The organism is Pseudomonas glycinae, from assembly GCF_001594225.2.
In the GTDB taxonomy this organism is placed as follows: Bacteria; Pseudomonadota; Gammaproteobacteria; order Pseudomonadales; family Pseudomonadaceae; genus Aquipseudomonas; species Aquipseudomonas glycinae.
Window position 1 is genome coordinate 891,506 of record NZ_CP014205.2, and the last position, 26,481, is coordinate 917,986.

19 protein-coding genes and 1 riboswitch are annotated in these 26,481 nt (G+C 60.0%); of the genes, 6 read left to right on the forward strand and 13 right to left on the reverse strand.

Annotated features, from left to right (window positions below):
* Positions 1 to 96 precede the first annotated feature (96 nt).
* Together rpsI and rplM are read right to left on the reverse strand one after the other, a co-directional pair.
* Positions 97 to 489 carry a 30S ribosomal protein S9 gene (rpsI, locus tag AWU82_RS04050; protein WP_007956794.1) on the reverse strand — a complete coding sequence of 131 codons (393 nt, stop codon included), beginning with the start codon at positions 487 to 489 and terminating at the stop codon, positions 97 to 99.
* A 14-nt stretch (positions 490 to 503) separates the two neighbouring features.
* Complete coding sequence (rplM, locus tag AWU82_RS04055; protein WP_003228062.1) at positions 504 to 932, reverse strand: 50S ribosomal protein L13; 429 nt, start codon at positions 930 to 932, stop codon at positions 504 to 506.
* A 244-nt stretch (positions 933 to 1,176) separates the two neighbouring features.
* On the opposite strand from rplM, the gene AWU82_RS04060 reads away from it, so the two are divergent.
* Complete coding sequence (locus AWU82_RS04060; protein WP_064383971.1) at positions 1,177 to 2,217, forward strand: NADP(H)-dependent aldo-keto reductase; 1,041 nt, start codon at positions 1,177 to 1,179, stop codon at positions 2,215 to 2,217.
* A 106-nt stretch (positions 2,218 to 2,323) separates the two neighbouring features.
* Here AWU82_RS04060 and AWU82_RS04065 read toward each other — a convergent pair whose 3' ends face one another.
* Entirely contained in the window at positions 2,324 to 3,460 is a 1,137-nt protein-coding gene (locus AWU82_RS04065; protein WP_007956797.1) for an acyl-CoA dehydrogenase family protein, read from the reverse strand.
* Positions 3,461 to 3,706: 246 nt separating this feature from the next.
* Between AWU82_RS04065 and AWU82_RS04070 the strand changes: the two genes are divergently transcribed.
* Entirely contained in the window at positions 3,707 to 4,603 is an 897-nt protein-coding gene (locus AWU82_RS04070) for a GlxA family transcriptional regulator (RefSeq protein ID WP_170928984.1), read from the forward strand.
* Between the two features lie 62 nt (positions 4,604 to 4,665).
* Here the strand turns inward: AWU82_RS04070 and zapE are convergent, their stop codons facing one another.
* The 3 genes from zapE to AWU82_RS04085 form a co-directional block, all read right to left on the reverse strand.
* Positions 4,666 to 5,760, reverse strand: a complete 1,095-nt coding sequence (zapE, locus tag AWU82_RS04075; RefSeq protein WP_011335877.1) for a cell division protein ZapE — start codon at positions 5,758 to 5,760, stop codon at positions 4,666 to 4,668.
* 90 nt (positions 5,761 to 5,850) lie between these two features.
* Positions 5,851 to 7,206, reverse strand: coding sequence for a tryptophan--tRNA ligase (locus AWU82_RS04080; protein ID WP_064383973.1), 1,356 nt, complete (start codon positions 7,204 to 7,206; stop codon positions 5,851 to 5,853).
* A gap of 24 nt (positions 7,207 to 7,230) precedes the next feature.
* Positions 7,231 to 7,860: an alpha/beta hydrolase gene (locus AWU82_RS04085; RefSeq protein WP_064384163.1), complete on the reverse strand. Its 630-nt coding sequence runs from the start codon at positions 7,858 to 7,860 to the stop codon at positions 7,231 to 7,233.
* A gap of 144 nt (positions 7,861 to 8,004) precedes the next feature.
* Between AWU82_RS04085 and AWU82_RS04090 the strand changes: the two genes are divergently transcribed.
* Positions 8,005 to 8,439 (forward strand): Z-ring associated ZapG family protein, encoded by a 435-nt coding sequence (locus AWU82_RS04090; protein WP_039766275.1) that lies wholly within the window; start codon positions 8,005 to 8,007, stop codon positions 8,437 to 8,439.
* A 67-nt stretch (positions 8,440 to 8,506) separates the two neighbouring features.
* Here the strand turns inward: AWU82_RS04090 and AWU82_RS04095 are convergent, their stop codons facing one another.
* A complete protein-coding gene (locus AWU82_RS04095) occupies positions 8,507 to 9,238 on the reverse strand; it encodes a YiaD family glycine zipper/OmpA-like lipoprotein (RefSeq protein ID WP_007956806.1) in 732 nt (243 codons plus the stop codon).
* A gap of 113 nt (positions 9,239 to 9,351) precedes the next feature.
* Positions 9,352 to 9,996 carry an MBL fold metallo-hydrolase gene (locus tag AWU82_RS04100; RefSeq protein WP_064383974.1) on the reverse strand — a complete coding sequence of 215 codons (645 nt, stop codon included), beginning with the start codon at positions 9,994 to 9,996 and terminating at the stop codon, positions 9,352 to 9,354.
* A gap of 215 nt (positions 9,997 to 10,211) precedes the next feature.
* Here AWU82_RS04100 and AWU82_RS04105 point away from each other — a divergent pair, with 215 nt between their 5' ends.
* Entirely contained in the window at positions 10,212 to 15,071 is a 4,860-nt protein-coding gene (locus AWU82_RS04105) for a M10 family metallopeptidase (RefSeq protein ID WP_085655280.1), read from the forward strand.
* Between the two features lie 95 nt (positions 15,072 to 15,166).
* Here the strand turns inward: AWU82_RS04105 and AWU82_RS04110 are convergent, their stop codons facing one another.
* The 5 genes from AWU82_RS04110 to AWU82_RS04130 form a co-directional block, all read right to left on the reverse strand.
* Positions 15,167 to 17,902, reverse strand: a complete 2,736-nt coding sequence (locus AWU82_RS04110; RefSeq protein WP_064383976.1) for a winged helix-turn-helix domain-containing protein — start codon at positions 17,900 to 17,902, stop codon at positions 15,167 to 15,169.
* Positions 17,903 to 18,089: 187 nt separating this feature from the next.
* Positions 18,090 to 19,454, reverse strand: a complete 1,365-nt coding sequence (locus AWU82_RS04115) for a DUF1329 domain-containing protein (protein ID WP_064383977.1) — start codon at positions 19,452 to 19,454, stop codon at positions 18,090 to 18,092.
* Positions 19,455 to 19,481: 27 nt separating this feature from the next.
* Positions 19,482 to 21,371: a DUF1302 domain-containing protein gene (locus AWU82_RS04120; protein WP_064383978.1), complete on the reverse strand. Its 1,890-nt coding sequence runs from the start codon at positions 21,369 to 21,371 to the stop codon at positions 19,482 to 19,484.
* A gap of 336 nt (positions 21,372 to 21,707) precedes the next feature.
* Positions 21,708 to 23,390 (reverse strand): fatty acid--CoA ligase, encoded by a 1,683-nt coding sequence (locus tag AWU82_RS04125; protein ID WP_064383979.1) that lies wholly within the window; start codon positions 23,388 to 23,390, stop codon positions 21,708 to 21,710.
* A 156-nt stretch (positions 23,391 to 23,546) separates the two neighbouring features.
* On the reverse strand, positions 23,547 to 24,176 hold the full coding sequence (locus tag AWU82_RS04130) for a LysE family translocator (protein WP_064383980.1): 630 nt from the start codon (positions 24,174 to 24,176) through the stop codon (positions 23,547 to 23,549).
* A gap of 91 nt (positions 24,177 to 24,267) precedes the next feature.
* On the opposite strand from AWU82_RS04130, the gene AWU82_RS04135 reads away from it, so the two are divergent.
* Together AWU82_RS04135 and AWU82_RS04140 are read left to right on the forward strand one after the other, a co-directional pair.
* The gene (locus AWU82_RS04135; RefSeq protein ID WP_064383981.1) at positions 24,268 to 25,233 is read left to right on the forward strand and encodes a 2-hydroxyacid dehydrogenase; all 966 of its coding nucleotides are present in this window, start codon (positions 24,268 to 24,270) and stop codon (positions 25,231 to 25,233) included.
* 33 nt (positions 25,234 to 25,266) lie between these two features.
* Positions 25,267 to 26,265, forward strand: a complete 999-nt coding sequence (locus AWU82_RS04140) for a methyltransferase (RefSeq protein WP_064383982.1) — start codon at positions 25,267 to 25,269, stop codon at positions 26,263 to 26,265.
* Positions 26,266 to 26,304: 39 nt separating this feature from the next.
* A riboswitch (yybP-ykoY riboswitch) is annotated at positions 26,305 to 26,429 on the forward strand.
* The last annotated feature ends 52 nt before the right edge of the window (positions 26,430 to 26,481 follow it).

The following is a 26,481-nucleotide window of genomic DNA, read 5'->3' on the forward strand; positions in this document are numbered from 1 at the left end:
AAGTTGTCACAGCGCAATTATTCAAGAAATCGCACGCATAAAAAAACGCCCGGTTCCGTGAGGAATCGGGCGTTCTTTTTGAACGCGGAAGCGAAATTAACGCTTCGAGTACTGCGGACGCTTACGCGCTTTACGCAGACCAACTTTCTTACGTTCAACTTCACGGGCGTCGCGAGTAACGAAGCCAGCTTTGCGCAGAGCGCTACGCAGGGTTTCGTCGTAGTCCATCAGAGCGCGAGTGATGCCGTGGCGGATTGCGCCAGCCTGACCACTTACACCACCACCGATGACGGTGACGTAGATGTCGAACTTCTCGACAGTCTCAGTCAGTTCCAGCGGCTGACGAACTACCATGCGGGCAGTTTCGCGACCGAAGAACGTGTCCAGGGAGCGGTTGTTGATGGAGATGTTACCAGTACCCGGACGCAGGAAAACGCGTGCGGTTGCGGTCTTGCGACGGCCAGTGCCGTAATTTTGAGTCGCCGACATAATGAACTATTCCGTTAAATCTTCAGTTCTTGGGGCTGCTGAGCAGTATGAGGGTGTGCAGCGCCCGCATAGACTTTCAGCTTACGGTACATGTCGCGACCCAGTGGGTTTTTAGGCAGCATGCCTTTAACCGCGGTCTCGATCACGCGCTCAGGGGCCTTGGCGATCAGCTTTTCAAAGTTGATCGACTTGATACCGCCCGGGAAACCGGAGTGGGAGTAGTACATTTTGTCAGTGGTTTTAGCGCCGGTAACACGGATCTGCTCGGCGTTGATTACGACGATGTAGTCGCCGGTGTCAACGTGAGGAGTGTACTCAGGCTTGTGCTTGCCACGCAGACGGCTCGCGATTTCGGTGGCCAGACGACCCAGGGTCTGACCAGCAGCGTCGACGACAAACCAGTCGCGCTTTACTGTTTCCGGTTTAGCAGTAAAAGTTTTCATTCTTTATAGCCTCAGGGGCCGCCTGTAAATAAGACGGCGGATCTTACTGAATAGTGCGTACTTTGACAAGTCAAAGGCAGCCGGATACAGACGCTTTCGGGGGCTCGGGTCGGCGCGTCCGTTCAACGGCAAGATTCTTCGGCGGCGGGGCATCACTTCCACTGCAGAAAGAGGTCGGCAATTATGCAGATTGCGAAAAAAATTTCAACCTGCTTTTATGCTTCTTTTGCCCAAGGAGCACCCGATGGACTATCGCCAGCTAGGCTGTACCGACCTGAACGTGAGTGCAATCTGCCTCGGCACCATGACCTGGGGCGAGCAAAACACTGAAGCTGAAGCCTTCGCCCAGATCGAACGGGCAAAAGAGGCCGGGATCAATTTCCTCGACACTGCCGAAATGTACCCGGTGCCGCCAAAAGCCGACACCTACGCCACCACCGAGCGCTACATCGGTAATTACTTCAAGAGCCGCGGCGACCGCGCCGACTGGATCCTCGCCAGCAAGATCGCCGGCCCCGGCAACACCATCGACTACATCCGTGACAAGAATCTGCGCCATAACCGCCAGCACATCACCGAAGCCGTGGACGCCAGCCTCCAGCGCCTGCAAACCGACTACATCGATCTGTATCAATTGCACTGGCCGGAGCGCAGCACCAACTTTTTCGGACAACTGGGCTACAAGCACCAGACCGAAGCCAACCTGACGCCGCTCGAAGACACCCTTGAGGCGCTCGATGAGCAAGTGAAGGCCGGCAAGATCCGCCACATCGGTCTTTCCAACGAAACGCCGTGGGGCACCATGCGTTTTCTCGCCCTGGCCGAAGCCCGTGGCTGGCCGCGCGCCGTATCAATCCAGAACCCGTACAACCTGCTCAACCGCAGTTTCGAGATCGGTCTGGCGGAAATCGCCATCCGTGAACAATGCGGCCTGCTCGCCTATTCGCCGCTGGCGTTCGGTTTCCTGTCGGGCAAGTACGAAGGTGGGGCGCGCCCGCCAAAAGGCCGCCTGAGCCTCTACAGCCGCTTCAGCCGCTATTTCAACCCGCAATCGGAAGCGGCCTGCAGCCGTTATGTGACACTGGCCCGTGAACATGGCCTGGATCCGGCGCAAATGGCCCTGGCCTTTGTGAACCAGCAACCTTTTGTCACCAGCAACATCATCGGGGCGACGACACTGGAGCAACTGGACAGCAATATCGCCAGTTACGAGCTGAAACTGTCGAAGGAAGTGCTGGAAGGGATCGAAGCGATTCACAAGGATCATCCGAACCCGGCACCGTAATCCACGCCGGTGATCGCTCCCACGCTCTGTGGACTGCCCCCCCAAAGCGGACGCAGAGCGTCCATGGCGGCATTCCCACGCAGAGCGTGGGAACGATCACGCTGCATTACAGCGACCGCGCAATAATCTCCTTCATGATTTCATTGGTGCCGGCATAGATCCGCTGCACCCGCGCATCCGCCCAGGCCCGGGCCACCGGGTATTCCCACATGAAACCGTAGCCGCCATGCAGTTGCACGCACTCGTCGAGCACCTTGCATTGCAGGTCGGTGCCCCAATACTTGGCCATCGCCGCCGTCGGCACGTCGAGTTTGCCTTGCAGATGCAGCTCCAGGCAGCGGTCGACGAACACCCGGCCGATCTGTATCTCGGTGGCCATTTCCGCCAGTTTGAAGCGGGTATTCTGGAAGTCGGCAATCGACTTGCCGAACGCCTTGCGCTCGCGGGTGTAATCCAGCGTCCATTGCAACGCCGCCTCGGCTGAAGCCAGGCCGCCAATCGCCACGGTCAGACGTTCCTGCGGCAGTTCCTGCATCAGATAAGCAAACCCCGCCCCGGCCTGACCCAAGAGATTTTCCTTTGGCACGCGCACGTCCTGGAAGAACAATTCCGACGTGTCCTGAGCCTTCATTCCGACCTTCTCCAGGCGTTTGCCCTTGTCGAAGCCCGGCGTGTTCGCCTCCACCAGAAACAGGCTGGTGCCCTTGGCACCGGCCTTGGGATCGGTCTTGGCCACGACGATCACCAGATCCGCCAGGAAGCCATTGGTGATAAAGGTTTTCGAACCGTTGATCACATATTCGTCGCCATCCAGTACCGCCGTGGTCTTGACCCCTTGCAGGTCGGAACCGGCGCCCGGCTCAGTCATTGCGATGGCCGTAACCATCTCGCCAGACACCAGTTTCGGCAGGTATTTCTGCTTCAGCGCCTCGCTGCCGTAATGCAGGATGTACGGCGCGACGATGTCCGAATGCAGCGAGAAACCGATGCCGGTCAGGCCCAGCCGCCCCACTTCCTCGATGACCACCGCACTATAGAGAAAGTCCGCCCCCAGCCCGCCGTATTCCTCCGGCAGGTGCGAACAGAGCATCCCCGCCTCCCCCGCCTTGTTCCACAGTTTGCGGTCGATGTAGCCTTGTTTTTCCCATTGCCCATGGAACGGCACGGCCTCTTTTTCGAGGAATGTTCGTACGCTGTCGCGGAACAATTCGTGCTCGGAGCTGAACAGGGTTCTGGGAATCATGCGTCACCTTTTCTTTATTGTTGGAGGGATCAGACCTTCAGAGACTAAGCCTCGCTTCCGATACAGGACACTGGACACATCCGACAAAAAATAAGACGATCCAGCCGTCTGGTGACCACTTTCCCTTATAAAAACAAAAGTTGAATTATGTCCAAGCAAGTCTCCACGCCCTTGCGGCGCGTCAGCATCCTGGCGATCGACCGGGTTTTCGCTTCCACCCTCATGCAAGCCAAGGATTTCTTCCATCTGGCCAGCCTGCGTTACGGCAAACAACTGGGCCACGGCCTGACTCCGGCGTTCGAAACCCGCCTGGTCAGCCCTGACGGCAAACCGGTGAACAGCTTCAGTGACGTGATCATGCCGGTGGACGGCGGCCTGGAAAACGCCGACGTCATCATCCTTCCAGCCTTCTGGGACGATTTCGATACGCTGTGTCGGCGTTATCCACAGATCCTGCCGTGGCTACGCGAACAGCATGCCCGGGGCGCCGTGCTGTGCGGCGAGGCCACCGGCGTGTTCTGGCTGGCCGAGGCCGGGTTGCTCAACGGCAAGGAAGCGACCACCTACTGGCGCTTCTTCAACGCCTTCGCCGAGCGTTTCCCGCAGGTCTATCTCAATCAGGACAAGCACCTGACCGACGCCGACAACCTGTATTGCGCCGGCGGTACAACCTCGGCCTGCGATCTCTACATCTACCTGATCGAGCGCTTCTGCGGCGCCAACGTGGCTCAGGCTGTGGCCCGCGACATTCTCTATGAAGTCCAACGCAGCTACGCACCGGGACGCATCGGTTTCGGCGGCCAGAAGCTGCATCAGGACGTGATCATCCTGCAGATCCAGCACTGGCTCGAAGAGCATTTCGCCGACAAGTTCCGCTTCGAAGACGTGGCCCGCGAGCACGGCATGAGCATCCGCAACTTCATGCGCCGCTTCCAGACCGCCACCGGCGACAAACCGCTGCACTACCTGCAACGGCTGCGCATCGAGACCGCCAAGGGCTTGCTCTCCGGCAGTCGCAAGAGCATCAAGACCATCAGCTACGAAGTCGGCTACGACGATGCGAGCTTCTTCGCACGCCTGTTCCGCCAGCACACCGAACTGTCGCCGAACCAGTACCGGCAGCAGTTCCAGCAAGCTGCCTGACGATTCGACCAGACACAAAAAAGGGCCTGCATCTGCAGGCCCTTTTTGTTTGCCGAATCCGCTTAAGGCTTGTGCGCCCGGGACAGGAATTCGTGCGATTGCATCTCCAGCAGACGGCTGAGGGTACGCTGGAACTCGAACGTCAGACGCCCGCCGGTGTACAGGTCTTTCAATTCGACTTCGGCAGAAATGATCAGTTTGACGTTACGGTCATAGAACTCGTCGACCATGTTGATGAAGCGTCGGGCGATGTCGTCGGTGGTGACGCTCATCTGCTCCACGCCACTGAGCAGCACGGCGTGGAAGATCTTGCCCAGCTCGATGTAGTCGTTCTGGCTGCGCGGGCCGTCGCACAGTTCGCGGAAATCGAACCAGGCCACGTCGTCGCAAGTACGCAGGGCACGGATTTCGCGGTTCTCGATGATCAGCACATCGTTTTCCACCGCCGCCGTGCATTCAGGCGTCAGCGCGCGGAAGCTCTTGCGCAGGCTTTCGTGGGCGGCTTCGTCCAGCGGATAGTGGAACAGCTCCGCTTGTTCGAGGTGGCGCAGACGGTAGTCGACGCCGCTGTCGACGTTGACGATCTCGGTGTTCTGCTTGATCAGCGCGATGGCCGGCAGGAAGCGCGCACGTTGCAGGCCGTCCTTGTACAGGCCGTCCGGCACGATGTTCGACGTGGCGACCAGGGTCACGCCGTTCTTGAACAGCTCTTCCATCAGCGTGCCGAGGATCATGGCATCGGTGATGTCGGAAACGAAAAATTCATCGAAGCAGATGACTCGCGATTCAGTCGCAAAACGCTTGGCGATGATGGTCAGCGGGTTTTTCTCGCCGCCGAGGGTTTTCATCTCTTCGTGCACGCGCTTCATGAAGCGGTGGAAGTGAGTGCGAGTCTTTTCCTTGAATGGCAGCGCTTCGAAGAAAGTGTCCACCAGGTAAGTCTTTCCGCGACCCACGCCGCCCCAGAAATACAGGCCCTTGACCGGCGTCTGATCCTTTTTGCCAAACAGCTTGCCCAGCAAACCCGGCTTGTTCTGCTCGGCCGCGATCAGATCGTCATACAGGCGTTGCAGATGACGCACGGCAGTTTCCTGCGCCGCATCATGGAAGAAGTCCGGGCGTTTCAGATCAGCTTGATATCGTTCTAGGGGCGTCATAATTCGTTAGCAAGGCAACAAAAACGGGCCGTCACTGTAGCGATGGCCCGTGGGAATGGCAATCGGCCCTTGGTCGGGCCGGCCCGTTGATTATTCCTGAACCGGTGTCAGAGCGATCCGCAAGGCCTCGACAGCCGCATCCCGCGCAGCCACGTCGGCGAACGCCGGGCTGTCGCCGACACACTCGCCTTCCAGCCAGACGCTGAAGCTCAGGTCTTCGCTGCGCACATCCAGCGCTTGACCCGATTGCAGTTGCTTGGTCACCTGACCGGCGGTTTTACCGTCGGCGAAGTTGCGCGACAGCAACAGTTGCTCGCCATCGGCCGCCAGCAGACGGAAGCGGAAGCTGCCGTCGTCTTCACGGAAGCTGACGAAACGTGCGGCTTTCGCGGCTTTCTTCTTGGTGGTCGCGGCCACCTGAACCTGATTGACGAACGAACGCAGGCCGACCGCTTCGCGCAGCTCGTTGAGGAACGGCGTCGCCACCGCACGGGCCTTCTTGGCGCCGTGTTGCAGGATGTCTTCCAGATCTGCCGGACGCTCGATCAACTGGTGATAACGCTCGCGGGATTCGCCCAGCTCGTTGTCGAGCAACTGGAACAGACGGTTCTTCGCCTCGCCCCAACCCAGACCGCCCAGCAGCTCGCTGCGGAACTCGTCGGCCTGCGCCGGTGTGGCGAACGCCTGGAACAGGGTGAACAGGTGAGAGTTGTCCGGATCTTTCGCTTCGCCCGGCGCTTTGGAGTCGGTAACGATCCGCGAGATCGCGTCCTTCATGTCCTTGGCGCTGGTGAACAGCGGGATGGTGTTGTCGTAGCTCTTGGACATCTTGCGACCGTCCAGGCCCGGCAACGTGGCCACGCTCTCCTCGATCAGCGCTTCGGGCATGGTGAAGAACTCCTTGCCCTGGCCGAACAGGTGGTTGAAGCGCTGGCCAATGTCACGGGCCATTTCCACGTGCTGGATCTGATCGCGACCGACCGGCACCTTGTGCGCGTTGAACATCAGAATGTCCGCCGCCATCAGTACCGGATAGCTGTACAAACCCATGGTGATACCGGCATCCGGGTCTTCGCCGCTCTCGAGGTTCTTGTCCACCGAAGCCTTGTAAGCATGGGCGCGGTTGAGCAGGCCCTTGGCGGCCACGCAGGTCAGCAGCCAGGTCAGCTCGGGGATTTCCGGGATGTCGGACTGACGGTAGAAGGTCACTCGATCCACATCCAGGCCACCGGCCAGCCAGGTCGCGGCGATTTCCAGACGCGAGCGCTGGATGCGCAGCGGGTCATCGCACTTGATCAGGGCGTGATAGTCGGCCAGGAAGTAGAACGAATCGGCGTTGCTGTCGCGGCTGGCGAGAATCGCCGGGCGGATGGCGCCGGCGTAGTTGCCCAGGTGCGGGGTGCCGGTGGTGGTGATGCCGGTGAGGATGCGGGTACGGTTCGTCATGGGTAATCGCTTGTCAGACTGCAATCAATTCGAGAGACGCGGCAGGATCAGATCCTTGAGATCGGTCAGCTTGCCATGAAAAAAGTGTCCGCATTCTGCCACTTTCAGCAGCTCATGGGGGCGCGGGAGTTTTTCAGACCAGTCGTAGACCAGCTGCGGATCGATCACTTCATCGGTTTCCGGCTGGATCACCGTCAGCTCACCCTGCTGCGGCAATTGATCCTGATCACCCAGACGCATCACCGCCGGCGCGACCATGAACAGATGCTTGAGCGTGATGCCCCGAGATTCGAGACGACCGCCGAGACTTGCTGCAACAAATCCACCGAAGGAGAAACCGAACAGGGTCAGCGGCAGATCCGGGTGTTTTTCCAGCAGCCATGCAGCAGCGGCCTGGGCGTCATCGACTTCACCGGTGCCCATGTCATGGGAACCGTCGCTGGCACCGACGCCGCGATAGTTGAAGCGCAAGGTGATCAGGCCTGCGTCGCGCGCGGTGCGCTGCAGGGTCGAGACGACCTTGTTGAGCATGGTGCCGCCCTGCACCGGGTTCGGGTGGCAGATCAGCGCGATACCGCGAGGCTGCTCGTTGTCCAGATACAAAGACTCAAGTTGCCCCACAGGGCCATCAATCAATACAGGGGTTTCACGCATCAGCAAGGAAGGAACTCCGTGACCTCGAATCGGGTCGACTCGTCTAGCAAATTGTCTGTGCCAGTCTATTGCGAGTGAATCGCGGTATACAGCGCAGGTTCGAGCCGTTAACGTAAAGCAAAGCCGTTTATAGAGGAAGGACTCGTGGAACACTCGCTCTTAGTTTGGTTGTTACCGACTCTTGCCCTGGTTGTGGGTGTCGCCATTGGTTTCCTGATCGCTCGCGTTGCGCCGAACGCCGCGCCCAGCCGCACGCAGCGTCAACTGGACGATATTCAGGAACGTTTCGACAGTTATCAGAATGAAGTGGTGACCCACTTCAACAGCACCGCCAATCTGGTCAAGAAGCTGACCCAGAGCTATCAGGAAGTGCAGGATCACCTCGCCGAGGGTGCCAACCGCCTGGCCCTGGACGAGCAGACTCGTCAACGCCTGCTGGCCTCGCTGCATTCCGAAGCAGCACAGGCTCCACGGGAACGTCTGACGCCACCACGGGATCAGGAGCCGCCGCGTGACTACGCGCCGAAGACCCCGAACTCGCCGGGCATGCTCGACGAGCATTACGGTCTGAAGAAGTAATCAGCCTTCGCGCCAACAAAAAGCCCCCGGACAATCACTTGTCCGGGGGCTTTTTTGTACCTGACGGTTACGGGTACTGCTGAACCGTGCCCGGTTGTTGCTGACCACCGTACTGCTGGCCAGGGATGGCTTTGAGGTTGACCTCGACACGGCGGTTCTGCGCCCGGCCGTTGACGTCACCGTTGCTGGCAATCGGATTATCCGGACCGGCACCGCGGGCGCTCAGGTTGGCACCGCTGACGCCTTGCGAAGTCAGGTAGGTGGCAACGCTCTGCGCACGACGCTGGGACAGGTCCATGTTGTGCTGACGGCTGCCGGTGCTGTCGGTGTAGCCGACGATTTCGATCTGGTTCTGGTTGAACTCCTTGAGGGAGTTGGCCAGGTTGTTCAGCGGCTGATAGAAGCTGGAAGCGATGTTCGCCGAATCGGTGGCGAAGGTGATGTTGCCCGGCATGATCAGCTTGATCTGATCGCCCTGACGCTGCACTTCAACCCCGGTGTTGGCCATGCTGGCGCGCAGTTTTTTCTCCTGCTGGTCGGCGTAGTAGCCGTAACCGGCGGCCGAGGCACCGACGACGGCCGCGCCGATCAGCGCGCCCTTGCCGCGGTTGTTGTGGTCGATGGCGGCACCGGCCAGCGCGCCGGCCAGTGCACCGAGGCCACCGTACTTGGCGGTTTTGCTCATGCCCTGGGAGCCACCGTCGGCCTGACCCTGGTTGTCATACGGGTTGGGCGAGGCGCAGCCGGACAAAACGGCCACGGCAGTAGCGACAATAATCAAACGACGCGTGGTGAACATGGAGTGCTCCTACTTTTGCATTCTGTGGTGCAGCGGCCATTGGCAACTGGCCCGTGCGGGCGTTGGATCATGACAATGCACAAAAATTCCGCCGGGCACCCGTGACAAAATGTTTAGACACGCACAAACGGGTTCTCACGCATTTCATCCCCCAGACGCGTATCCGGACCATGCCCGGCCACAACGGTCGCGTCTTCATCCAGGGTGTACAGCCGCTGCTTGATCGATCGCACGATGGTCGCCTGATCGCCGCCCCACAAATCCGTGCGCCCTACTCCGCGACGAAACAACGTGTCGCCAGCTATCAACAGCTTAGCCTCGGAAAACCAGAAGCTCATGGAACCTGGCGTATGCCCCGGCGTGTGCAGTGCCACGCCACAGCCGCAAGCCAGTTCTTCATCGTCGCTCAACCAGCGATCCGGCGACGGCACCGGCGTATAGGGCACACCGAACATCTGGCATTGCATCTCGAGGTTGTCCCACAAAAACTGGTCTTCCTTGTGCAAATGCAGGGTCGCGCCGGTTTTTTCCTTCATTTGCCCGGAGGCAAGGAAATGATCGAGGTGCGCGTGGGTGTGAATGATGCTGACGACTTTCAGGCCCAGCGCATCGAGGCGCGCCATGATCAGATCGGGATTGCCGCCCGGGTCGACGACGATGGCTTTTTTGGTGATCGGGTCGCCGATGATCGTGCAGTTGCACTGGAGCGGGCCGACGGGGAAGGTTTCGCGAATCAAGGCAGTTGTCACAGCGGTCATTGAATAGTCCCGAATCGATGAGCAGGCGCCGAAACGTACGCAGCGCGAGTCTTCAGAATTCTACGTCAACTGCCGATACAGGTCGCCGGGGCAGTATTCTGACGCCACTAATCAAAATAGTGGCCAAATGATGTCAATTTGAAAATTCTCGTGCAAAATCGCTTTCTTTGTAGCGGTCGCAATACGGAAAGGCCGCAGAGCATTCAGGAACCAATATGCCTACTCCAACCGGATATTCCTACACCACGTTCACGACGATGACCGGCAACAAGGCACTCGACAGCCTTCTGGCTGGTGACTACTGGACAGGGACGCTGTTTCACAAAAGCGGCACCCCGACCCTGCTGACCTATAGCTTCGTCACCACCAACAACTCCTATTTCGCTCGCGACTACAGCCCTAATAATGAGTATCTGAACGGGTTCACCCTGTCCACGGCTCAGGAAAATGCGGTGACCAGCGCTCTGAGCATGTGGAGCTCCGTTGCCAATCTCCAGTTCACTCGTGTGCAGGAATCCATCTCCAGCGTAGGCGACCTGCGTTTTGGCGGTTATCTGGGCATGGACTCAAAATATGCGGCATGGGCATACTTCCCGGATGAAACCCCGGTAGCAGGCGATGTCTGGATAGGCCCGCAGACCAACGATCCGTCCCCGGTCAAAGGTTCATACGACTATCTGACTTTTGTGCATGAGATCGGCCATGCCCTGGGCCTCAAGCATCCGTTTGAAGCCAGCAGCGATAACCGCACCATCCTCACCCCGGCCCTGGACGATGTCCGGTACACGGTGATGAGCTACAACGACTCCTACTCCTACCAGCCGACCACTCCGATGCTGCTGGACATTCTGGCGATCCAGAAACTGTACGGTGCCAATACCCAATATCAGTCAGGCAACAACTTTTACAACTGGGCTCCAGACCAATCGGTTTTCGAAACCATCTGGGATACCGGCGGCGTCGATGCTATCGACGGCAGCAACCAGCTTCAGGCCGTACGTATCAACCTGAACGAAGGCGCATTCAGCCAGATCGGTAAGGCATTCCTGCAAACCGATACCATGACTTCGTTCAACGAAGGGCTGGCCATTGCCTACGGCACCAAAATCGAAAACGCCTACGGTTCGGCGTTCAATGACACCCTCATCGGCAATGACCTGAGCAACCTGCTCGACGGCATGGCAGGTGCCGACACGATGGACGGCGGCGCAGGCAACGACATCTATGTCGTCGACAACATCGGTGACGTGGTGATCGAGAACGGTACCTCGGCATCGGAAATCGACTCGGTGTACGCATCCATCAGCTACACCCTGACCAACAATGTCGAGAATCTGACTCTGCAAGGCAGCGCCGACCTCAATGGTACCGGCAACGCGCTTAACAACCAGATCTTCGGCAACTCGGGCAACAACATCCTTGATGGCGGCGCGGGTGCAGACATTCTGGTGGGCGGTACCGGCAACGACACCTACATCGTCGACAACGCCGGTGATGTCATCTTCGAAACCAGCACTCTGGCGAGCGAGATCGACAGTGTCCTGGCCTCGGTTTCCTACGTGCTGAGTGCCAATATTGAAAACATCACGCTGACCGGTACCGGCAACACCTTCGCGGTCGGCAACAGCCTGAACAACGTGCTGACCGGCAACGATGGCAACAACGTCCTCGACGGCGGCGCCGGCCTCGACACCATGATCGGTGGCAGAGGCAACGATACCTACAGCCTCGACCAGTTCGGCGAACTGGCACTGGTGCAGGAACTGGCCAATGAAGGTACCGACACCCTGTCCATCACTTTCAATGCCACGCCGCAGACCAGCACCATTGACTTGAATCAGAGCAATCTGAACAACATGGAGAATGTCGCAGTGCTGGGGGCCGGCGTGTTCAACGTGCTTGGCAACAGCCTCGACAACACTCTCATCGGTAATGGCGACAGCAACCTGCTCAACGGTGGCACCGGTGCCGACACCATGATTGGCGGCGCCGGCAACGATATCTATGTGGTGGACAACGTCGGCGACGTAATCATCGAAACCAGCACCCTGGCTTCGGAAATCGACTCAGTGTACTCGACGGTCAGTTACACCCTGGGCGCCAACGTTGAGTACCTCACCCTGCAGGGCAACGCCAACATCAATGGTACCGGCAACAGCCTGGCCAACCTGATCACCGGCAACTCCGGCGACAACATCCTCGATGGCGGCGTCGGTGGCGGCGACGTTCTGGTCGGTGGTGCCGGCAACGACACCTACATCGTCGACAGCATCAATGATGCAATCTTCGAAACCAGCACCGTGGTCGGCGAGATCGACACCGTTCAGTCCTCCGTGGACTGGACACTGGGCGCCAATCTCGAAAATCTTGTGCTCACCGGCATGGGCAACACGTCGGGTAACGGCAACGAGCAGGACAACGTGATCACCGGTAACGCCGGCAACAACATCGTCAATGGCGGCGCCGGGGCCGATACCATGAACGGTGGCGCCGGTAACGACATCTATGTGGTCGACAACATCGGCGACGTGGTCATCGAGAACGGTACCTCGGCATCGGAAATCGACTATGTGTATGCGTCGATCGACTACACCCTGACCAACAATGTCGAAAACCTGGTCCTGCAAGGCAACGCCAACCTCAATGGTACCGGCAACGCGCTGAACAACCAGATCACCGGCAACGCGGGCAACAACGTCCTCGACGGCGGTGCCGGGGCCGACATCATGATTGGCGGGACCGGCAACGACACCTACATCGTCGACAACGCCGGTGATGTCGTCGTCGAAACCAGCACCCTGGTGTCGGAAATCGACACCGTTCTCTCGTCGATCAGCTACACCCTGGGTGCCAATGTCGAGTACCTCACCCTGCAGGGCACCGCCAACATCAACGGTACCGGCAACAACCTGGGCAACCTGATTACCGGCAACTCCGGCGACAATATCCTCGACGGCGGCGTCGGCGGCGGCGACGTTCTGGTCGGCGGGGCCGGCAACGACACCTACATCGTCGACAGCATCAATGATGCAATCTTCGAAACCAGCACCGTGGTCGGCGAGATCGACACCGTCCAGTCATCCGTGGACTGGACGTTGGGCGCCAACCTCGAAAATCTCGTGCTCACCGGCACCGGCAACACTTCGGGCACCGGCAACGAGCGGGACAACATGATCACCGGTAACGCCGGCAACAACGTCATCAACGGCGGCGCCGGCGCCGACACCATGAACGGTGGTGCCGGCAATGACATCTATGTGGTCGACAACGTCGGTGACGTGGTCATCGAGAACGGCACTTCGGCATCGGAAATCGATTATGTGTACGCGTCGATCAACTACACCCTGACCAATAATGTCGAAAACCTGATCCTGCAAAGCAGCGCCAACCTCAACGGTACCGGCAACGCACTGAACAACCAGATCACCGGCAACTCGGGCAACAACGTCCTCGACGGCGGTGCCGGGGCCGACATCCTGATTGGCGGGACAGGCAACGACACCTACATCGTCGACAACGCCGGGGATGTCGTCGTCGAAACCAGCACCCTGGCGAGCGAGATCGACAGTGTCCTGGCCTCGGTTTCCTATGTGCTGGGCGCCAACATTGAAAACATCACGCTGACCGGTACCGGCAACACCTTCGCGGTCGGCAACAGCCTGAACAACGTGCTGACCGGCAACGATGGCAACAACGTTCTTGACGGCGGCGCCGGCCTCGACACCATGATCGGTGGCAAGGGCAACGATACCTACAGCCTCGACCAGTTCGACGAACTGGCACTGGTGCAGGAACTGGCCAATGAAGGTACCGACACCCTGTCCATCACCTTCAATGCCACGGCGCAGACTAATACCATTGACCTGAATCAGAGCAATCTGAACAACATGGAGAACGTCGCAGTGCTGGGGGCCGGCGTATTCACCGTGCTTGGCAACAGCCTCGACAACACCCTGATCGGCAACGCCGACAGCAACCTCCTCAACGGCGGCACCGGAGCCGACACAATGGTTGGCGGCGCCGGCAACGATATCTATGTGGTGGACAACGTCGGTGACGTGATCATCGAAACCAGCACCCTGGCTTCGGAAATCGACTCGGTCTACTCGACAGTCAGTTACACCCTGGGCGCCAACGTCGAGTACCTCACCCTGCAGGGCACCGCCAACATCAACGGTACCGGCAACAGCCTGGCCAACCTGATTACCGGCAACTCCGGCGACAATATCCTCGACGGCGGCGTCGGCGGCGGCGACGTTCTGGTCGGCGGGGCCGGCAACGACACCTACATCGTCGACAGCATCAATGATGCAATCTTCGAAACCAGCACCGTGGTCGGCGAGATCGACACCGTTCAGTCCTCCGTGGACTGGACACTGGGCGCCAATCTCGAAAATCTCGTGCTCACCGGCATGGGCAACACGTCGGGTAACGGCAACGAGCTGAACAACGTGATCACCGGTAACGCCGGCAACAACATCATCAATGGCGGCGCCGGCGCCGACACCATGAACGGTGGTGCCGGCAACGACATCTATGTGGTCGACAACGTCGGTGACGTGGTCATCGAGAACGGCACTTCGGCATCGGAAATCGATTATGTGTACGCGTCGGTCGATTACACCCTGACCAACAATGTCGAAAACCTGATCCTGCAAGGCAGCGCCAACTTGCACGGTACCGGCAACGCACTGAACAACCAGATCACCGGCAACTCGGGCAACAACGTCCTCGACGGCGGTGCCGGGGCCGACATCCTCACGGGTGGCGCGGGGGCCGACACGTTCGTGTTTGCGGCGGTCAATCAAATGGGCATCGGAGCCAACCGTGACGTCATCACTGACTTCAACAGCCTGCAGGGAGACAAGATCGACCTGACTCAGTTTGATGCCAACTTGCTGACTGCCGGTTTCAACGGGTTCAGCTTTATCGGTGCTGCCGATTTCACCGGAGCAGGTCAACTGCGCTTCATCGACCACGTACTATCGGGCAACGTCAGTGGCAACGCTGGTGCAGACTTTGAAATCCAGCTGGTGGGCGTAAACGACTTCAACACCAACGATCTGGTCGCCTGATACAACGTTTTCCCCCGGCCCGCTCGCGGGTCATACAACAAAAACGCCTCGATTGATTCGGGGCGTTTTTGTTTGCCTTGATCGAGCCCGAAGTCTCAGCTCAAAACTCCGAGTTCTTTGGCCCGCGCCACCGCCTGTGTCCGGCGCTCCACTCCCAGCTTGCTGTTGATATGGCTGGCATGGGTTTTAACCGTGTGCAGCGAGATGAACAACTGATCGCTGATTTCCTGATTCGAGCAACCCCGAGCAATCAACCGCAAAACGGCGAGCTCTCGACTGCTGAGCTGTTCAGTGACGGCCGACTCCGCAGTCGAGCGAGCCGGCGTCTGGGGAAAATGCTCGAGCAATTGCTGACCGACAGGTGTCGGTGCGGTCAGAGACAATTGCCCCCGCAGCCAGTCCGCATGTTCTTTGACCAGCGCATCGAAGGGTTGCAGGACCCCGCCGGCCGCCGCTTCCAGCGCCTGACTCAACGCCTTGCGGGCTTCGGGTTCGCGCCCATCCGCCAGCAGCAACGCCACTTTTTGCGTCAACGCCATCACGCTGAGCAGCTGTCGTCCGGTTTGCTGGCCGTTCTCCAGCAGCACGTTCAGCCGACCCTCAGCAAGCATCGGCTGCCCCTGAATGACATCCAGCAGCGCCTGCTGCAATTCGACATGCAACGGCAGCTGCGGATGAAACTCCGGCGGAGCCGCCGCGCGTTCGCCGGTGTAGGTCTGGCCCAGTCGCGCCAGCCAGGCTTCGGCCAGGTCAATCCGCCCCTGCGCCAGCCACAACTCGCATTTGACCAGAGTAATCATCGCCAGATAGTAGATCGGTGGCACATCCCAGATGTGCATCAGACGCTCGGCTTCTGCCAGTTCGGCGAAAGCCCGGGCGTAATCACCGCTGTTGCCGTCCAGGCGGGCGATCACGCAGTGACCGATCAGCACGCTGATGTCGCGACAGGCCCGCGCTTCAGTCAGGCCTGCCTGCAATCGCACCCTTGCCGCCTGCGGCTGCAACCGCATGGCCAGCAGAAAACCCTCGTACAGCGTCAGTCGCGCACGCACGGCGTACAACCGCTGTACGGACAAGCCGCGCAAGCGCTCCAGCCCTTGGCGCACTTCATCGAGCGCGCGCAGGATTTCGCCCCGTGCCTGCAGGACGCGGGCACGATCATAATGCGCCAGCGCCTCGAACAATGGATTGCCGACCCGCTGCGCCAGTTCAAGCGACTCGCGGTTCAGGCCCCGTGCACGCCACAGATCACCGTCGGCGATCGCGAGGTTGGACAAGGTCGACAGGCACATCAGGCGCTGGCCGTAGCGCTTGGCCGGCAGGCTTTCCAGTGCCTCGCTGCAATATTCGATGGTCTGCTCGCGATGGCCCCGCCCACGGGCGATGATGCCCTTGAGCGCCAGCCATTGGGCCAACATCGATTTCTGTGCAGTGGCAGAAGGTGCCGGCAGAAACCGGCTCAGGTGACTGGCGAGTTCTTCGGCCGCGTCGAGCTGACAGGCCAGTCCCAACGCCCAGCTGTACAACACGATCAGGCGCGGGGTGCTGATCAGCAGGCTGTCAGGCAAGTCCATTTTCCAGCGCAGCAGCATACCGACGTTCTGCTCGGCCAGCAGTTGTTCTTCGGACAGGTTCTGTACCAGATTCGCCGCAACGTCCAGATGCCCTGCACGCAATGCCTGTTCCACCGCTTCATCCAGCAGGCCCTGGGCATTGAACCAGCGGCAAGCGCGCAGGTGCAGCGTGGCCGCCGGTACCAGCGCCCCGGCGACGGGACGACTGCGCAGCAAATCCGAAAACAGATGGTGATAACGATACCAGTGCCCGTGCTCGTCCAACGGCACCAGGAATACCTGATGTGCCAGGAGAAAACGCAGGATCTCGGCACTGTCATGGGATTCGCGCACCGCGTCGCACAGCTCGCTGCAAAAGCGCTCCTGCGGTGCGGTGTCATAAAGGAACGCCTGCACCACGGCGGGCAGGCAGTCGATGACTTCCTCCAGCAGGTATTCACGGATCAGCCCTTCCCCGCCGCTCAACGCTTGAGGCAAGGCCGATTCGGTGCCGGCTTCAGAAATCGCCAGCAGCCAGAATCGCAACCCGGCCACCCAGCCTTCGCTGCGCTGGATCAGGTTTTCCAGCGCCTCGCCACGCAGTGAGCTGCTGTGACGATCGAGCAGTGCCAGGGCTTCGTCGTGGGTCAGGCGCAGATCCTGTTCGTGCAGTTCCAGCAACTGGCGCGACAGGCGCAGACGGGCCAGGTGCCAGTCCGGGCGCTGCCGACTGGTGACCATGACCAGCAGACCATCGGGCAAATGGTTGAGGAAAAACTGCAGGCAACGATCAAGCACCGGCCCTTGCGCGAGGTGGTAATCGTCGAGTACGAGCAGCAACGGCGAGGTCGGTAGCAGGTGCAGGGCCAGCTCATCGAGCAAGCCGTCGAGCCATTCCTCGAAGGCGAATGGCTGATGACGCTGGCGCATTTTCAATAAACCGAGTGCGCGGCTGCCGAGTTCGGGAAAGTAGTCTTGCAGGCCCTCGAGCAAGCGCTCGAGAAAGCGTCCCGGGTCACTGTCGCGAGCGCTCAGGCCCAGCCACAGACTTTGCCAGTGCGCCGGCAAACTCTGGCAGAACTCCACCGCCAGCGAACTCTTGCCAAAACCGGCCGGTGCGCTGACCAGCAACAGGCGCCCTCCGAGCCCCGCACTCAGGCGCTCGCACAAACGGGGTCGCAGCACGTAGCCATCGGGTAGCGGCGGGCGAAAAAAACGCCCGTCCAGTGCCGCGACGGCAACGCTTGCGGGACCCGGAAGTGGGGACAGATCAGTCATGGCCGGCTCTTGTTCGTATGGCTGTTGGCGGCGTAGCAGATGTCCGCAGACTAGCCTTAAACGGAGCGGTTATGAAGGTCGTTGCTACAAATGGCTACAAAAAGCCTACGGAAAAACTGATAGCAAAAAAAACGCCCCGAACCAGTCGGGGCGTATTCACGAGGATGCGGCCTCGGTTTACAGCTGCTTAGCGAACACCATCCTGACGCAGGGCGGCCGGGGTGAAGTCGCTGGTGTTGGCGCTGAAACCGAAGTCATACGCCTGCTTCTCTTCGTTCTTCATGCCCAGCGCCAGATAACGACCGGATTGCAGATCGTAGAGGGTTTCCAGGGCATACCACGGCACTTGCTTGTCGTAGTAGTTCTCGGCGTGCGCTTCGGCGACGCGCCACAGTTGGCCACGACCGTCGTAGTGGTCAATGACAGCGGCTTGCCAGGTGTCTTCGTCGATGAAGAAGTCACGCTTGGCGTAGATGTGACGCTGACCTTCCTTCAGGGTCGCGGTCACGTGCCAGACGCGACGCAGTTCATAACGCGCCAGATCCTGGTTGATGTGCCCGGCCTTGATGATGTCGGTGTACTTGAGTTTCGGATCGTCGAGCTTGTAGCTGTCGGAGGCGATGTACATCTCCTGCTTGCCGACCAGTTTCCAGTCGTAGCGATCCGGTGCGCCGTTGAACATGTCCAGGTTGTCGGAGGTACGCAGGCCGTCCGCCGCGGTACCCGGGCCGTCATAGGACACTTGCGGTGCGCGGCGCACACGACGCTGACCGGCGTTGTAGACCCACGCCGAACGCGGTTCCTTCACCTGGTCGAGGGTTTCGTGCACCAGCAGCACGCCACCGGCCAGACGTGCCGGCGCGGTCACTTTCTGCTTGAAGTAGAACAGGATGTTGCCCGGGTTCGCCGGATCGTAATCCTTCATCTTGTCGCGGAACACGAACTGGTCCTGGAAGTACACCAGGCTGAACGAGCCGTTCGGTTGCGGCGTGGCCTGGGTCACCAGACGCGTCACGCTGCCGCCGCGATAGCGGGTGATGTGGTTCCAGATCACTTCCACACCGGTTTTCGGAATCGGAAACGGCACGGCGGTATCGAAGTTTTCCAGACCGTTACCGCCCGACACCAGGGTCGTGGTGGTGGCGTTCTTCTTGATGGCTGCGAACACCGCATCCGGCACGGTGGCACCGCGATGGGACGGATAGACCGGCATCTTGAAGGTGTCAGGATAGCGCTGGAACATCGCGTATTGGCCCGGCGCGAGCTTGGCCTTGTACTGATCGACGTTCTGCTTGGTGATGGTGAACAGCGGTTTCTCACTGGCGTACGGATCGGACAGGAAACCTTTGCTGTCGACGGTGCCGGCATTTTTCGGCATCGGTTTCCAGGCCGGGATCGAGCCGTCGGCGTTACCGGCCATTTCGGCGCCCATCGGGGTCAGGCTCTTGCCCAGCTTGTCCGCTTCGGCGGCAGGCACCGCCGCCATGACGCCGGTCGCCAGCAGCGACAGGCTCAGAACACCGGCGTGGAACAGACTCTTTGTTATTTTCATAAATTCGTTCGTCCTGAAATGCAGTGCTTAGAAGTTCACGCCGAGGCTGAGCGCCACGAAATCGCGGTCATCCACGGTGGTGTACTTGCCGTCGAAGAAGTTGGTGTACGCCAGGCTCGCGGTGTAGGTGTTCTGATACTCGGCATCGACGCCCAGACTGACGGCCTTGCGACCTTCCTCGAAGTTGCCGCCAGGGCCTGGCGAGTAGCCGCTGACGTCGTGAGACCAGGCCACGTTCGGCTTGAGGTTCACACCGGCGAAGACATCGTTGTATTCCCAGATCGCACGGCCGCGGTAGCCCCAGGACATCGACGTGGTGAAACCGTCGTTGTCGCAATTGCGGCTGCGGTTGTTCTGCGGCGAACCTGGTCCGGCACCGTTGATGGTGCCGTTGTTGAGGATGTTGACGCAGGTGTTGGTGGTACCGGTGGCTGGCAGCTCGCCCGGGCCATAGACCGGATCGCGGCCATAGCGCTTGTCGGATCGGCTTTCGAGGCCGCCCACGTAAGTCATGCCCACTTCACCCACCAGGGTCAGACGGCTGGCGCCCATGACCTGATCGAAGAAGTGCGTGAAGGTGGTTTGCAGTTGAGTGATTTCCTTGCGCTCGTAGCCATGCAGATCCTGGCCCGGCACGCCATTGAGCAGCGATGCGTTGGCGTAAGGGCCACCCAGCGGACGCACACCGGCGAACAGGATGTCGGTGGAGTTAAGTTGCACGGGTGCATTCGGGCGATAGCTGATCTCACCGCTCCACGCCGTACCGGTAGGCAAGGTGGTGGAGAAGCTCAGACCGTAGAGGCGGATGTCTTCAGGGTACTCGACGAAGTACTTCGAATTGCCCGCGACCAGCAGCGGCCCGAGTGCCTGAAACGGACCTGGCAATGCGGCTACGCCGTTGTACACCGATTGCGGCGCGCCAGTGGCACTGAAGATCGGCGCACGGCTGTGGTAATTCATGAAGTAGGCACCGAATTCGGTGTCCAGCGGTTCGAACATGTACTTGAGGGACGCGCCCCACTGGCCGCTGTCGCGCGCATCGCGATCGGCGCCGCGCGGCACCAGCACGCCTTCTTCATTGACGTTGACACCGTTGGCCGCCAATGGCCCCAGGGCAATGGCCGGGATCTGCGAGCGCTTGTTGAGTACGCGCAAGTTGTCGGTGCAGCCGTCGGCAATGATGTCCGGCTGGGAGAAGAACGTACCGCAGTTGTCGACGACGGTCTGGTCCCATTCCAGCTGATAGAAGGCTTCGGCCGACAGGTTGTCGGTCAGGCTCTGGGACACGTAGAACATGTTGACCGGGATCAGGCCTTCCTTGATCTCGGCGCCTGGGCGACGGAACGCGGAAACGTCGATCGGGTTGATCGAGTTGATGCCGCCACCGATGAAGGTACTTTCACCCCAGCTCACCACCTGTTTGCCCAGACGCACGGAGCCCGGCTGATCGGCGATCGCGTAGTTGTGGTAGACGAAGGCATCGAGGATCTGGCCGCCGGCAGACTTGGCGCCTTCCTTGCGGTTGCTGTCGCTGATGTCCTTGAACTCGCGGCTCTCGTCCTTCAGTTCGAAGTCGTACCAGTACTTGCCACGGACGAACACGCCGGTGTCGCCGTATTTCAGTTCAAGGTCATGGATGCCCTTGAAGATCTTCGAGAAGGTTTCGCCGCTCTTGAAGTTGGCGTGGCCGTCGTCGGAAGTCTGGGACAGACCGTGACCGCCATTGTTGACGCCGATGAGGTTCTTGTTCGGGCTCTGGGTGGACCAACTGGCACCGATCGACAGGGAGGAGTCGAACTGGCCTTCGATTTCACCGACGTTGAAACTGACGCCGAATGCGGGCCCGGCGAGCGAAGAAGCAAGACTGACGGCCAGAGGCAGCTTTGCCCGGCGCCAGAACTGGTTTACTGAGGTCATCGACGCTACTCCATGTGCATTATTGTTATGGCAGTGAGTACTTTTAAAAACGCCTGAAGGACCGGGTGCCAGAGGCTTCCCGAAATCGCTTCAATGTTGCATCGCCCCGTTTGTGCGTGTGCCCCGTTCTTAAAAATCCTTGAGCGGACTATAGCCAGCAGGTGGTACTGCTTGATCCCTCTAAAGTGTGATTTGCAGCTGCCGGCCACTCTGGAACAGTCCTTTCGCCAGTCCGACACATGTCGGCACGGCAAGGATGGCTGAAAATTCGGATTTCACAAGCCAAGCGCTTGCTTGGTGGGTCTGGCGCGCCGTTTTCGGCGCGCCAGCGGACGCTCAAAGCGTCGAGAGGAAGGTGCTGTTGTTGGCCTGCCATTCGGTGATGTCGAGGCGGATGCGCTTCTTGTCGAGCTTGCCGACACTGGTCTTGGGAATTTCAGTAACAAGCGCGATCTGACTCGGAATCGCCCACTTGCTCAAGTGCCCCAGTTCTACGAACGGCTTGAGGTGTTCCTTGAGCTCGCGCGCCCCGATAACGTGCCCTTCGCGCACCACCAGCAAGGCAAACGGGCGCTCGCCCCACTGCGGATCGGCGATCCCCACCACTGCTACTTCACGTACCGCGACGTGCCGGCTGATCAGGTCTTCGAGGTCCAGAGAAGAGATCCACTCGCCGCCGGTCTTGATCACGTCCTTGATCCGGTCGCGGATGTCGATCACGCCCATGGCGTCGAGCGTCGCCACGTCGCCGGTGTGCAGCCAGCCGCCGGCCCACAGCTCGGCGCCCTTCTGCGGTTCGTTGAAGTAGCCCTCGGTCAGCCACGGTGCGCGCAGCACCAGTTCGCCCTGGGTCTCGCCGTCCGCCGGGAGGAAATTGCCCTCGGTGTCGACGATGGCTGCTTCGACCAATGGCCCCGGCACGCCGGCCTTGATCCGGTAAGTGGTGCGCTCGTCTTCGGTGCCTGCCATCAATTCGTCGTTCAGATGCGCGCACGAAACCAGTGGCCCGGTTTCCGACATGCCGTAAGCGGCCGTCAGTTGAATGCCCTTGCTCTTGGCTGTTTCATAGAGTGTGCGATTGAGGGCACTGCCGCCGATGACGATTTTCCAGCCGCCGAAATCGGTGCCCTGCGCGCCTTTAGCATTGAGCACCATCTGCAGGATGGTCGGCACGCAATGTGAGAACGTGACCTTTTCCTTGCGCCACAGCTCGACCAGGAACTCCGGGTCGTAACGCCCCGGATAGACCTGCTTGAGCCCGAGCATGGTCGCCACATACGGCAAGCCCCACGCATGCACATGGAACATCGGGGTGATCGGCATGTACACGTCGTTGGTACCCAGCAGCCGCACACTGTCGATGGCGCCCATGATGGTCGACACGCCCATGGTGTGCAGCACCAGTTGCCGATGGGTGAAATACACACCTTTCGGATTGCCGGTGGTGCCCGTGGTGTAGAACGTGGTGGCGACCGAGTTCTCGTCGAAATCCTGGAAGTCGTACTGGGGACTGGCGGCCGCCAGCAATTGCTCGTATTCGCCGACCAGATTCGGCAGATCGGCGGTTTTTTCCGGAAGATCGGTCAGCAGCAGGGTTTTCTCCACCGTGGTCAGGTGCGGCGCGATGGCCTGATACAGCCCGACGAACTCGCTGTTGACCAGCACGAAGCGGTCCTCGGCGTGGTTCATGGTGTAGAGGATCTGTTCCGGCGACAGACGCACGTTGATGGTGTGAATCACCGCGCCGATCATCGGGATCGCAAACATGCACTCCAGGTAGCGATGGCTGTCCCAGTCCATTACCGCCACGGTGTCACCCGCCTTTACGCCGGCCGCCGTCAGCACGTTGGCCAGCCGCGCGACGCGCTCGATCAGGGTCGGGTAGCTGTAGCGCAGCTGGTCACGGTAGATGATCTCGCGGGTTTTCTCGTAACGGGCGCCCGACATCAGCAGCCGTTTGATCAGCAGTGGATACTGGTACGCCCCTTCGGCGGGCGGAATAACGCGAGTCTGCAACATAAGAATCCCTTTTCTGACTGCACGGTGTTGGCGTTGGAGTTTCGTACTCTAGAACCGTTATACGTCAGCCAAATCAGCCAAAGGAATGATTTGCAGAGCCGTACAAATGCTAGCTTTGCGCCAGCATTTGCCGGAATCCGTTACGTCACCGCAGGATCAATGCATTTCGGTGAACGCGAGTTTCACGCCGATGGCGATCAGCACCGCGCCCATGGTGCGGTCGAACCAGTGGCCCATACGGGCGAAACCGGCGCGCACGCGCTGCTGGCTGAACAACATGGCCACCAGGCAGAACCAGGTGGCGGTCGCGACAGCCAGATAGATCCCGTAACCGGCCTGCACCGTCAGCGGTGTGTGCGGGTTGATCACCACAGTGAACAAAGACAGGAAGAACAGCGTGGCTTTCGGGTTCAGACCGTTGGTCACAAAGCCCGAGGTGAACGCGCCACGTGCGGTGCGCTCGCCGGCCTCTTTGTGCAGATCATCGGCGACGGTTTTCGCCGGTTGCGCGCGCAGGGCCTTGAAGCCGATGTACAGCAGGTACGCGGCGGCTGCCCATTTCAAGGCGTTGAACAGCACGATCGATTGGGAAACGATCAACCCGATCCCCAGCAACGAATAACCGACGTGCAGAAAAATCGCCGTGCCCACGCCCAACGCCGTCCAGGTTCCGGCACGACGCCCGTGAGTCACGCTTTCGCGCACCACCACGGCGAAATCAGGACCGGGACTGGCGACGGCCAGCAGGTGGATCAGGGCAACGGTCAAGAATTCGGTCCAGTACATGGGGGCTCCTTTCGGCCAAGCGTAACGAGTTGTTTCATCTGGTAGGCTCGGCAGATTACGCCTTCCCTTCAAAGCACGACAGGTACAGTTGATGACGAACGCCCACCGCGCCGTATTCCTCGATCACCCTTCGCTGGATCTTGGCGATCTCGATCTGAGCCCTTTGCGTGACTGCTTCAGCGATCTGCAACTGTTCGCCCAGACGTTGCCTGCGCAGGTTGCCGAACGCCTGCAAGGTGCGACCGTGGCGATCAGCAACAAGGTCCTGATCGACGCCGCCGCCATGGCCGCCAACCCACAGCTGAAGCTGATCCTGATCACCGCCACCGGTACCAACAACGTCGATCTGGCCGCCGCCCGCGCCCACGGCATCACCGTGTGCAACTGTCAGGGTTACGGCACGCCGTCGGTGGCGCAGCACACGATCATGCTGTTGCTCAACCTCGCCACGCGTCTGGCCGATTATCAAAAAGCCGTCAGCCAAGGCCGCTGGCAGCAAGCAAAACAGTTCTGCCTGCTGGATTACCCGATCGTCGAGCTGGAAGGTAAAACCCTTGGCTTGCTCGGTCATGGCGAACTCGGCGGCGCGGTCGCGCGACTGGCCGAAGCCTTCGGCATGCGCGTGTTGCTGGGGCAGATTCCGGGGCGCCCGGCCCGTCCGGATCGCCTGCCACTGGAAGAATTGCTGCCGCAAATCGACGCCCTCACCCTGCACTGCCCGCTCAACGAACACACCCGGCACTTCATCGGCGCCCGCGAACTCGCTTCGATGAAACCCGGCGCCTTCGTGGTCAACACCGCCCGTGGCGGGTTGATCGATGAACAGGCCCTGGCCGATGCTCTGCGCAGTGGTCATCTGGGCGGCGCGGCCACCGATGTGTTGAGCGTCGAACCACCGACCAACGGCAATCCGCTGCTGGCCGCCGACATCCCGCGCCTGATTGTCACCCCGCACAATGCCTGGGGCAGTCGCGAAGCGCGGCAGCGAATCGTCGGCCAACTGGTTGAAAACACCCAGGCGTTCTACAGCGGTAAGGCGCTGCGGGTCGTCAGTTGATAAACTGCGGCACTTTTTTTCACAGGAGCAGTTATGGATCCGCGCAGTGAAGTACTGCTTCGTCAGGCCGAGTTATTCCAGGGTTCGGTGTTGTTGGCCGGTTTGCCTGCCGATGATCTTTTGGGGCGCCTGCCCGAGGCGTTTGGCTGGTGCTGGCATGCCGGCGATCAGGCTGCGCTCGAAGCGCGCTTCGAAGGGCGTAGCCATTTTGGCGTGAACGTGCCGGAGCGCGAATTCACCAACGCCGTGGTGTTCCTGCCCAAGGCCAAGGACCTGACCGATTACATCCTCAATGCCGTGGCTTCGCGTCTGGCCGGGCGTGAGGTGTATCTGGTCGGGGAGAAACGCAGCGGTATCGAAGGCGCCTCCAAACAGCTCAACCCGTTCGGCAAACCGCGCAAGCTCGACAGCGCACGACACTGTCAGCTGTGGCAAGTGACGGTGGCCAACGCACCTGAAGCCAAACCGCTGGAAAGCCTGGCGCAAACCTACGAACTGCCGCTGGCCGAAGGCCCGTTGACAGTCATCAGCCTGCCGGGCGTGTTCAGCCATGGCCGACTGGATCGCGGCAGCGCCCTGCTGCTGGAACACCTGGACAAACTGCCGAGCGGTCATTTGCTGGACTTCGGTTGCGGTGCCGGCGTGCTTGGCGCGGCGGTCAAGCGCCGTTACCCGCACAATCAGGTCACGTTGCTCGACGTTGATGCCTTCGCTGCCGCCAGCAGCCGGCTGACCCTGGCCGCCAATGGTCTGGAAGCCGAGGTGCTGACCGGTGACGGCATCGACGCCGCGCCGATGGGTTTGAACGCGATTCTGAGCAATCCACCGTTCCATGTCGGCGTCCACACCGATTATTTCGCCACCGAGAATTTGCTGCGAAAAGCGGCCAAACATCTGAAAAACGGCGGCGAACTTCGTCTGGTTGCCAACAGCTTCCTGAAATACCAGCCGCTGATCGAGGAGCATCTCGGAGTCTGCGCGATCAAGGCCGAAGGCAATGGTTTCCGGATTTACCGGGCCAAGCGCGGCTGAAAATTAGCACTTGCCGAATGGATTGCGCCTAGGCAGAATCCGCTCCGTCCTAGGGGAGTAGTCTCCCACGAGCGCCAAGCTCGTCCGGCATACGTCAACATACTTGATCCTCAGATCATGGCGTATGCGACCCAAGCGTCCGCACCAGACGGATCGCAGGGTTTGACAAGACCTATGACACGCACACCTTACCCGGGGCGGGAAGGCTGTACGTGT

What these genes read in the sequence shown, in the direction of transcription:
- rpsI (WP_007956794.1), bottom strand. Translation starts at nt 489, where the DNA reads ATGTCGGCGACTCAAAATTACGGCACTGGCCGTCGCAAGACCGCAACC.
- rplM (WP_003228062.1), bottom strand. Translation starts at nt 932, where the DNA reads ATGAAAACTTTTACTGCTAAACCGGAAACAGTAAAGCGCGACTGGTTT.
- AWU82_RS04060 (WP_064383971.1), top strand. Translation starts at nt 1,177, where the DNA reads ATGGACTATCGCCAGCTAGGCTGTACCGACCTGAACGTGAGTGCAATC.
- AWU82_RS04065 (WP_007956797.1), bottom strand. Translation starts at nt 3,460, where the DNA reads ATGATTCCCAGAACCCTGTTCAGCTCCGAGCACGAATTGTTCCGCGAC.
- zapE (WP_011335877.1), bottom strand. Translation starts at nt 5,760, where the DNA reads ATGACGCCCCTAGAACGATATCAAGCTGATCTGAAACGCCCGGACTTC.
- AWU82_RS04080 (WP_064383973.1), bottom strand. Translation starts at nt 7,206, where the DNA reads ATGACGAACCGTACCCGCATCCTCACCGGCATCACCACCACCGGCACC.
- AWU82_RS04085 (WP_064384163.1), bottom strand. Translation starts at nt 7,860, where the DNA reads ATGCGTGAAACCCCTGTATTGATTGATGGCCCTGTGGGGCAACTTGAG.
- AWU82_RS04095 (WP_007956806.1), bottom strand. Translation starts at nt 9,238, where the DNA reads ATGTTCACCACGCGTCGTTTGATTATTGTCGCTACTGCCGTGGCCGTT.
- AWU82_RS04100 (WP_064383974.1), bottom strand. Translation starts at nt 9,996, where the DNA reads ATGACCGCTGTGACAACTGCCTTGATTCGCGAAACCTTCCCCGTCGGC.
- AWU82_RS04105 (WP_085655280.1), top strand. Translation starts at nt 10,212, where the DNA reads ATGCCTACTCCAACCGGATATTCCTACACCACGTTCACGACGATGACC.
- AWU82_RS04110 (WP_064383976.1), bottom strand. Translation starts at nt 17,902, where the DNA reads ATGACTGATCTGTCCCCACTTCCGGGTCCCGCAAGCGTTGCCGTCGCG.
- AWU82_RS04115 (WP_064383977.1), bottom strand. Translation starts at nt 19,454, where the DNA reads ATGAAAATAACAAAGAGTCTGTTCCACGCCGGTGTTCTGAGCCTGTCG.
- AWU82_RS04120 (WP_064383978.1), bottom strand. Translation starts at nt 21,371, where the DNA reads ATGACCTCAGTAAACCAGTTCTGGCGCCGGGCAAAGCTGCCTCTGGCC.
- AWU82_RS04125 (WP_064383979.1), bottom strand. Translation starts at nt 23,390, where the DNA reads ATGTTGCAGACTCGCGTTATTCCGCCCGCCGAAGGGGCGTACCAGTAT.
- AWU82_RS04130 (WP_064383980.1), bottom strand. Translation starts at nt 24,176, where the DNA reads ATGTACTGGACCGAATTCTTGACCGTTGCCCTGATCCACCTGCTGGCC.
- AWU82_RS04135 (WP_064383981.1), top strand. Translation starts at nt 24,268, where the DNA reads ATGACGAACGCCCACCGCGCCGTATTCCTCGATCACCCTTCGCTGGAT.
- AWU82_RS04140 (WP_064383982.1), top strand. Translation starts at nt 25,267, where the DNA reads ATGGATCCGCGCAGTGAAGTACTGCTTCGTCAGGCCGAGTTATTCCAG.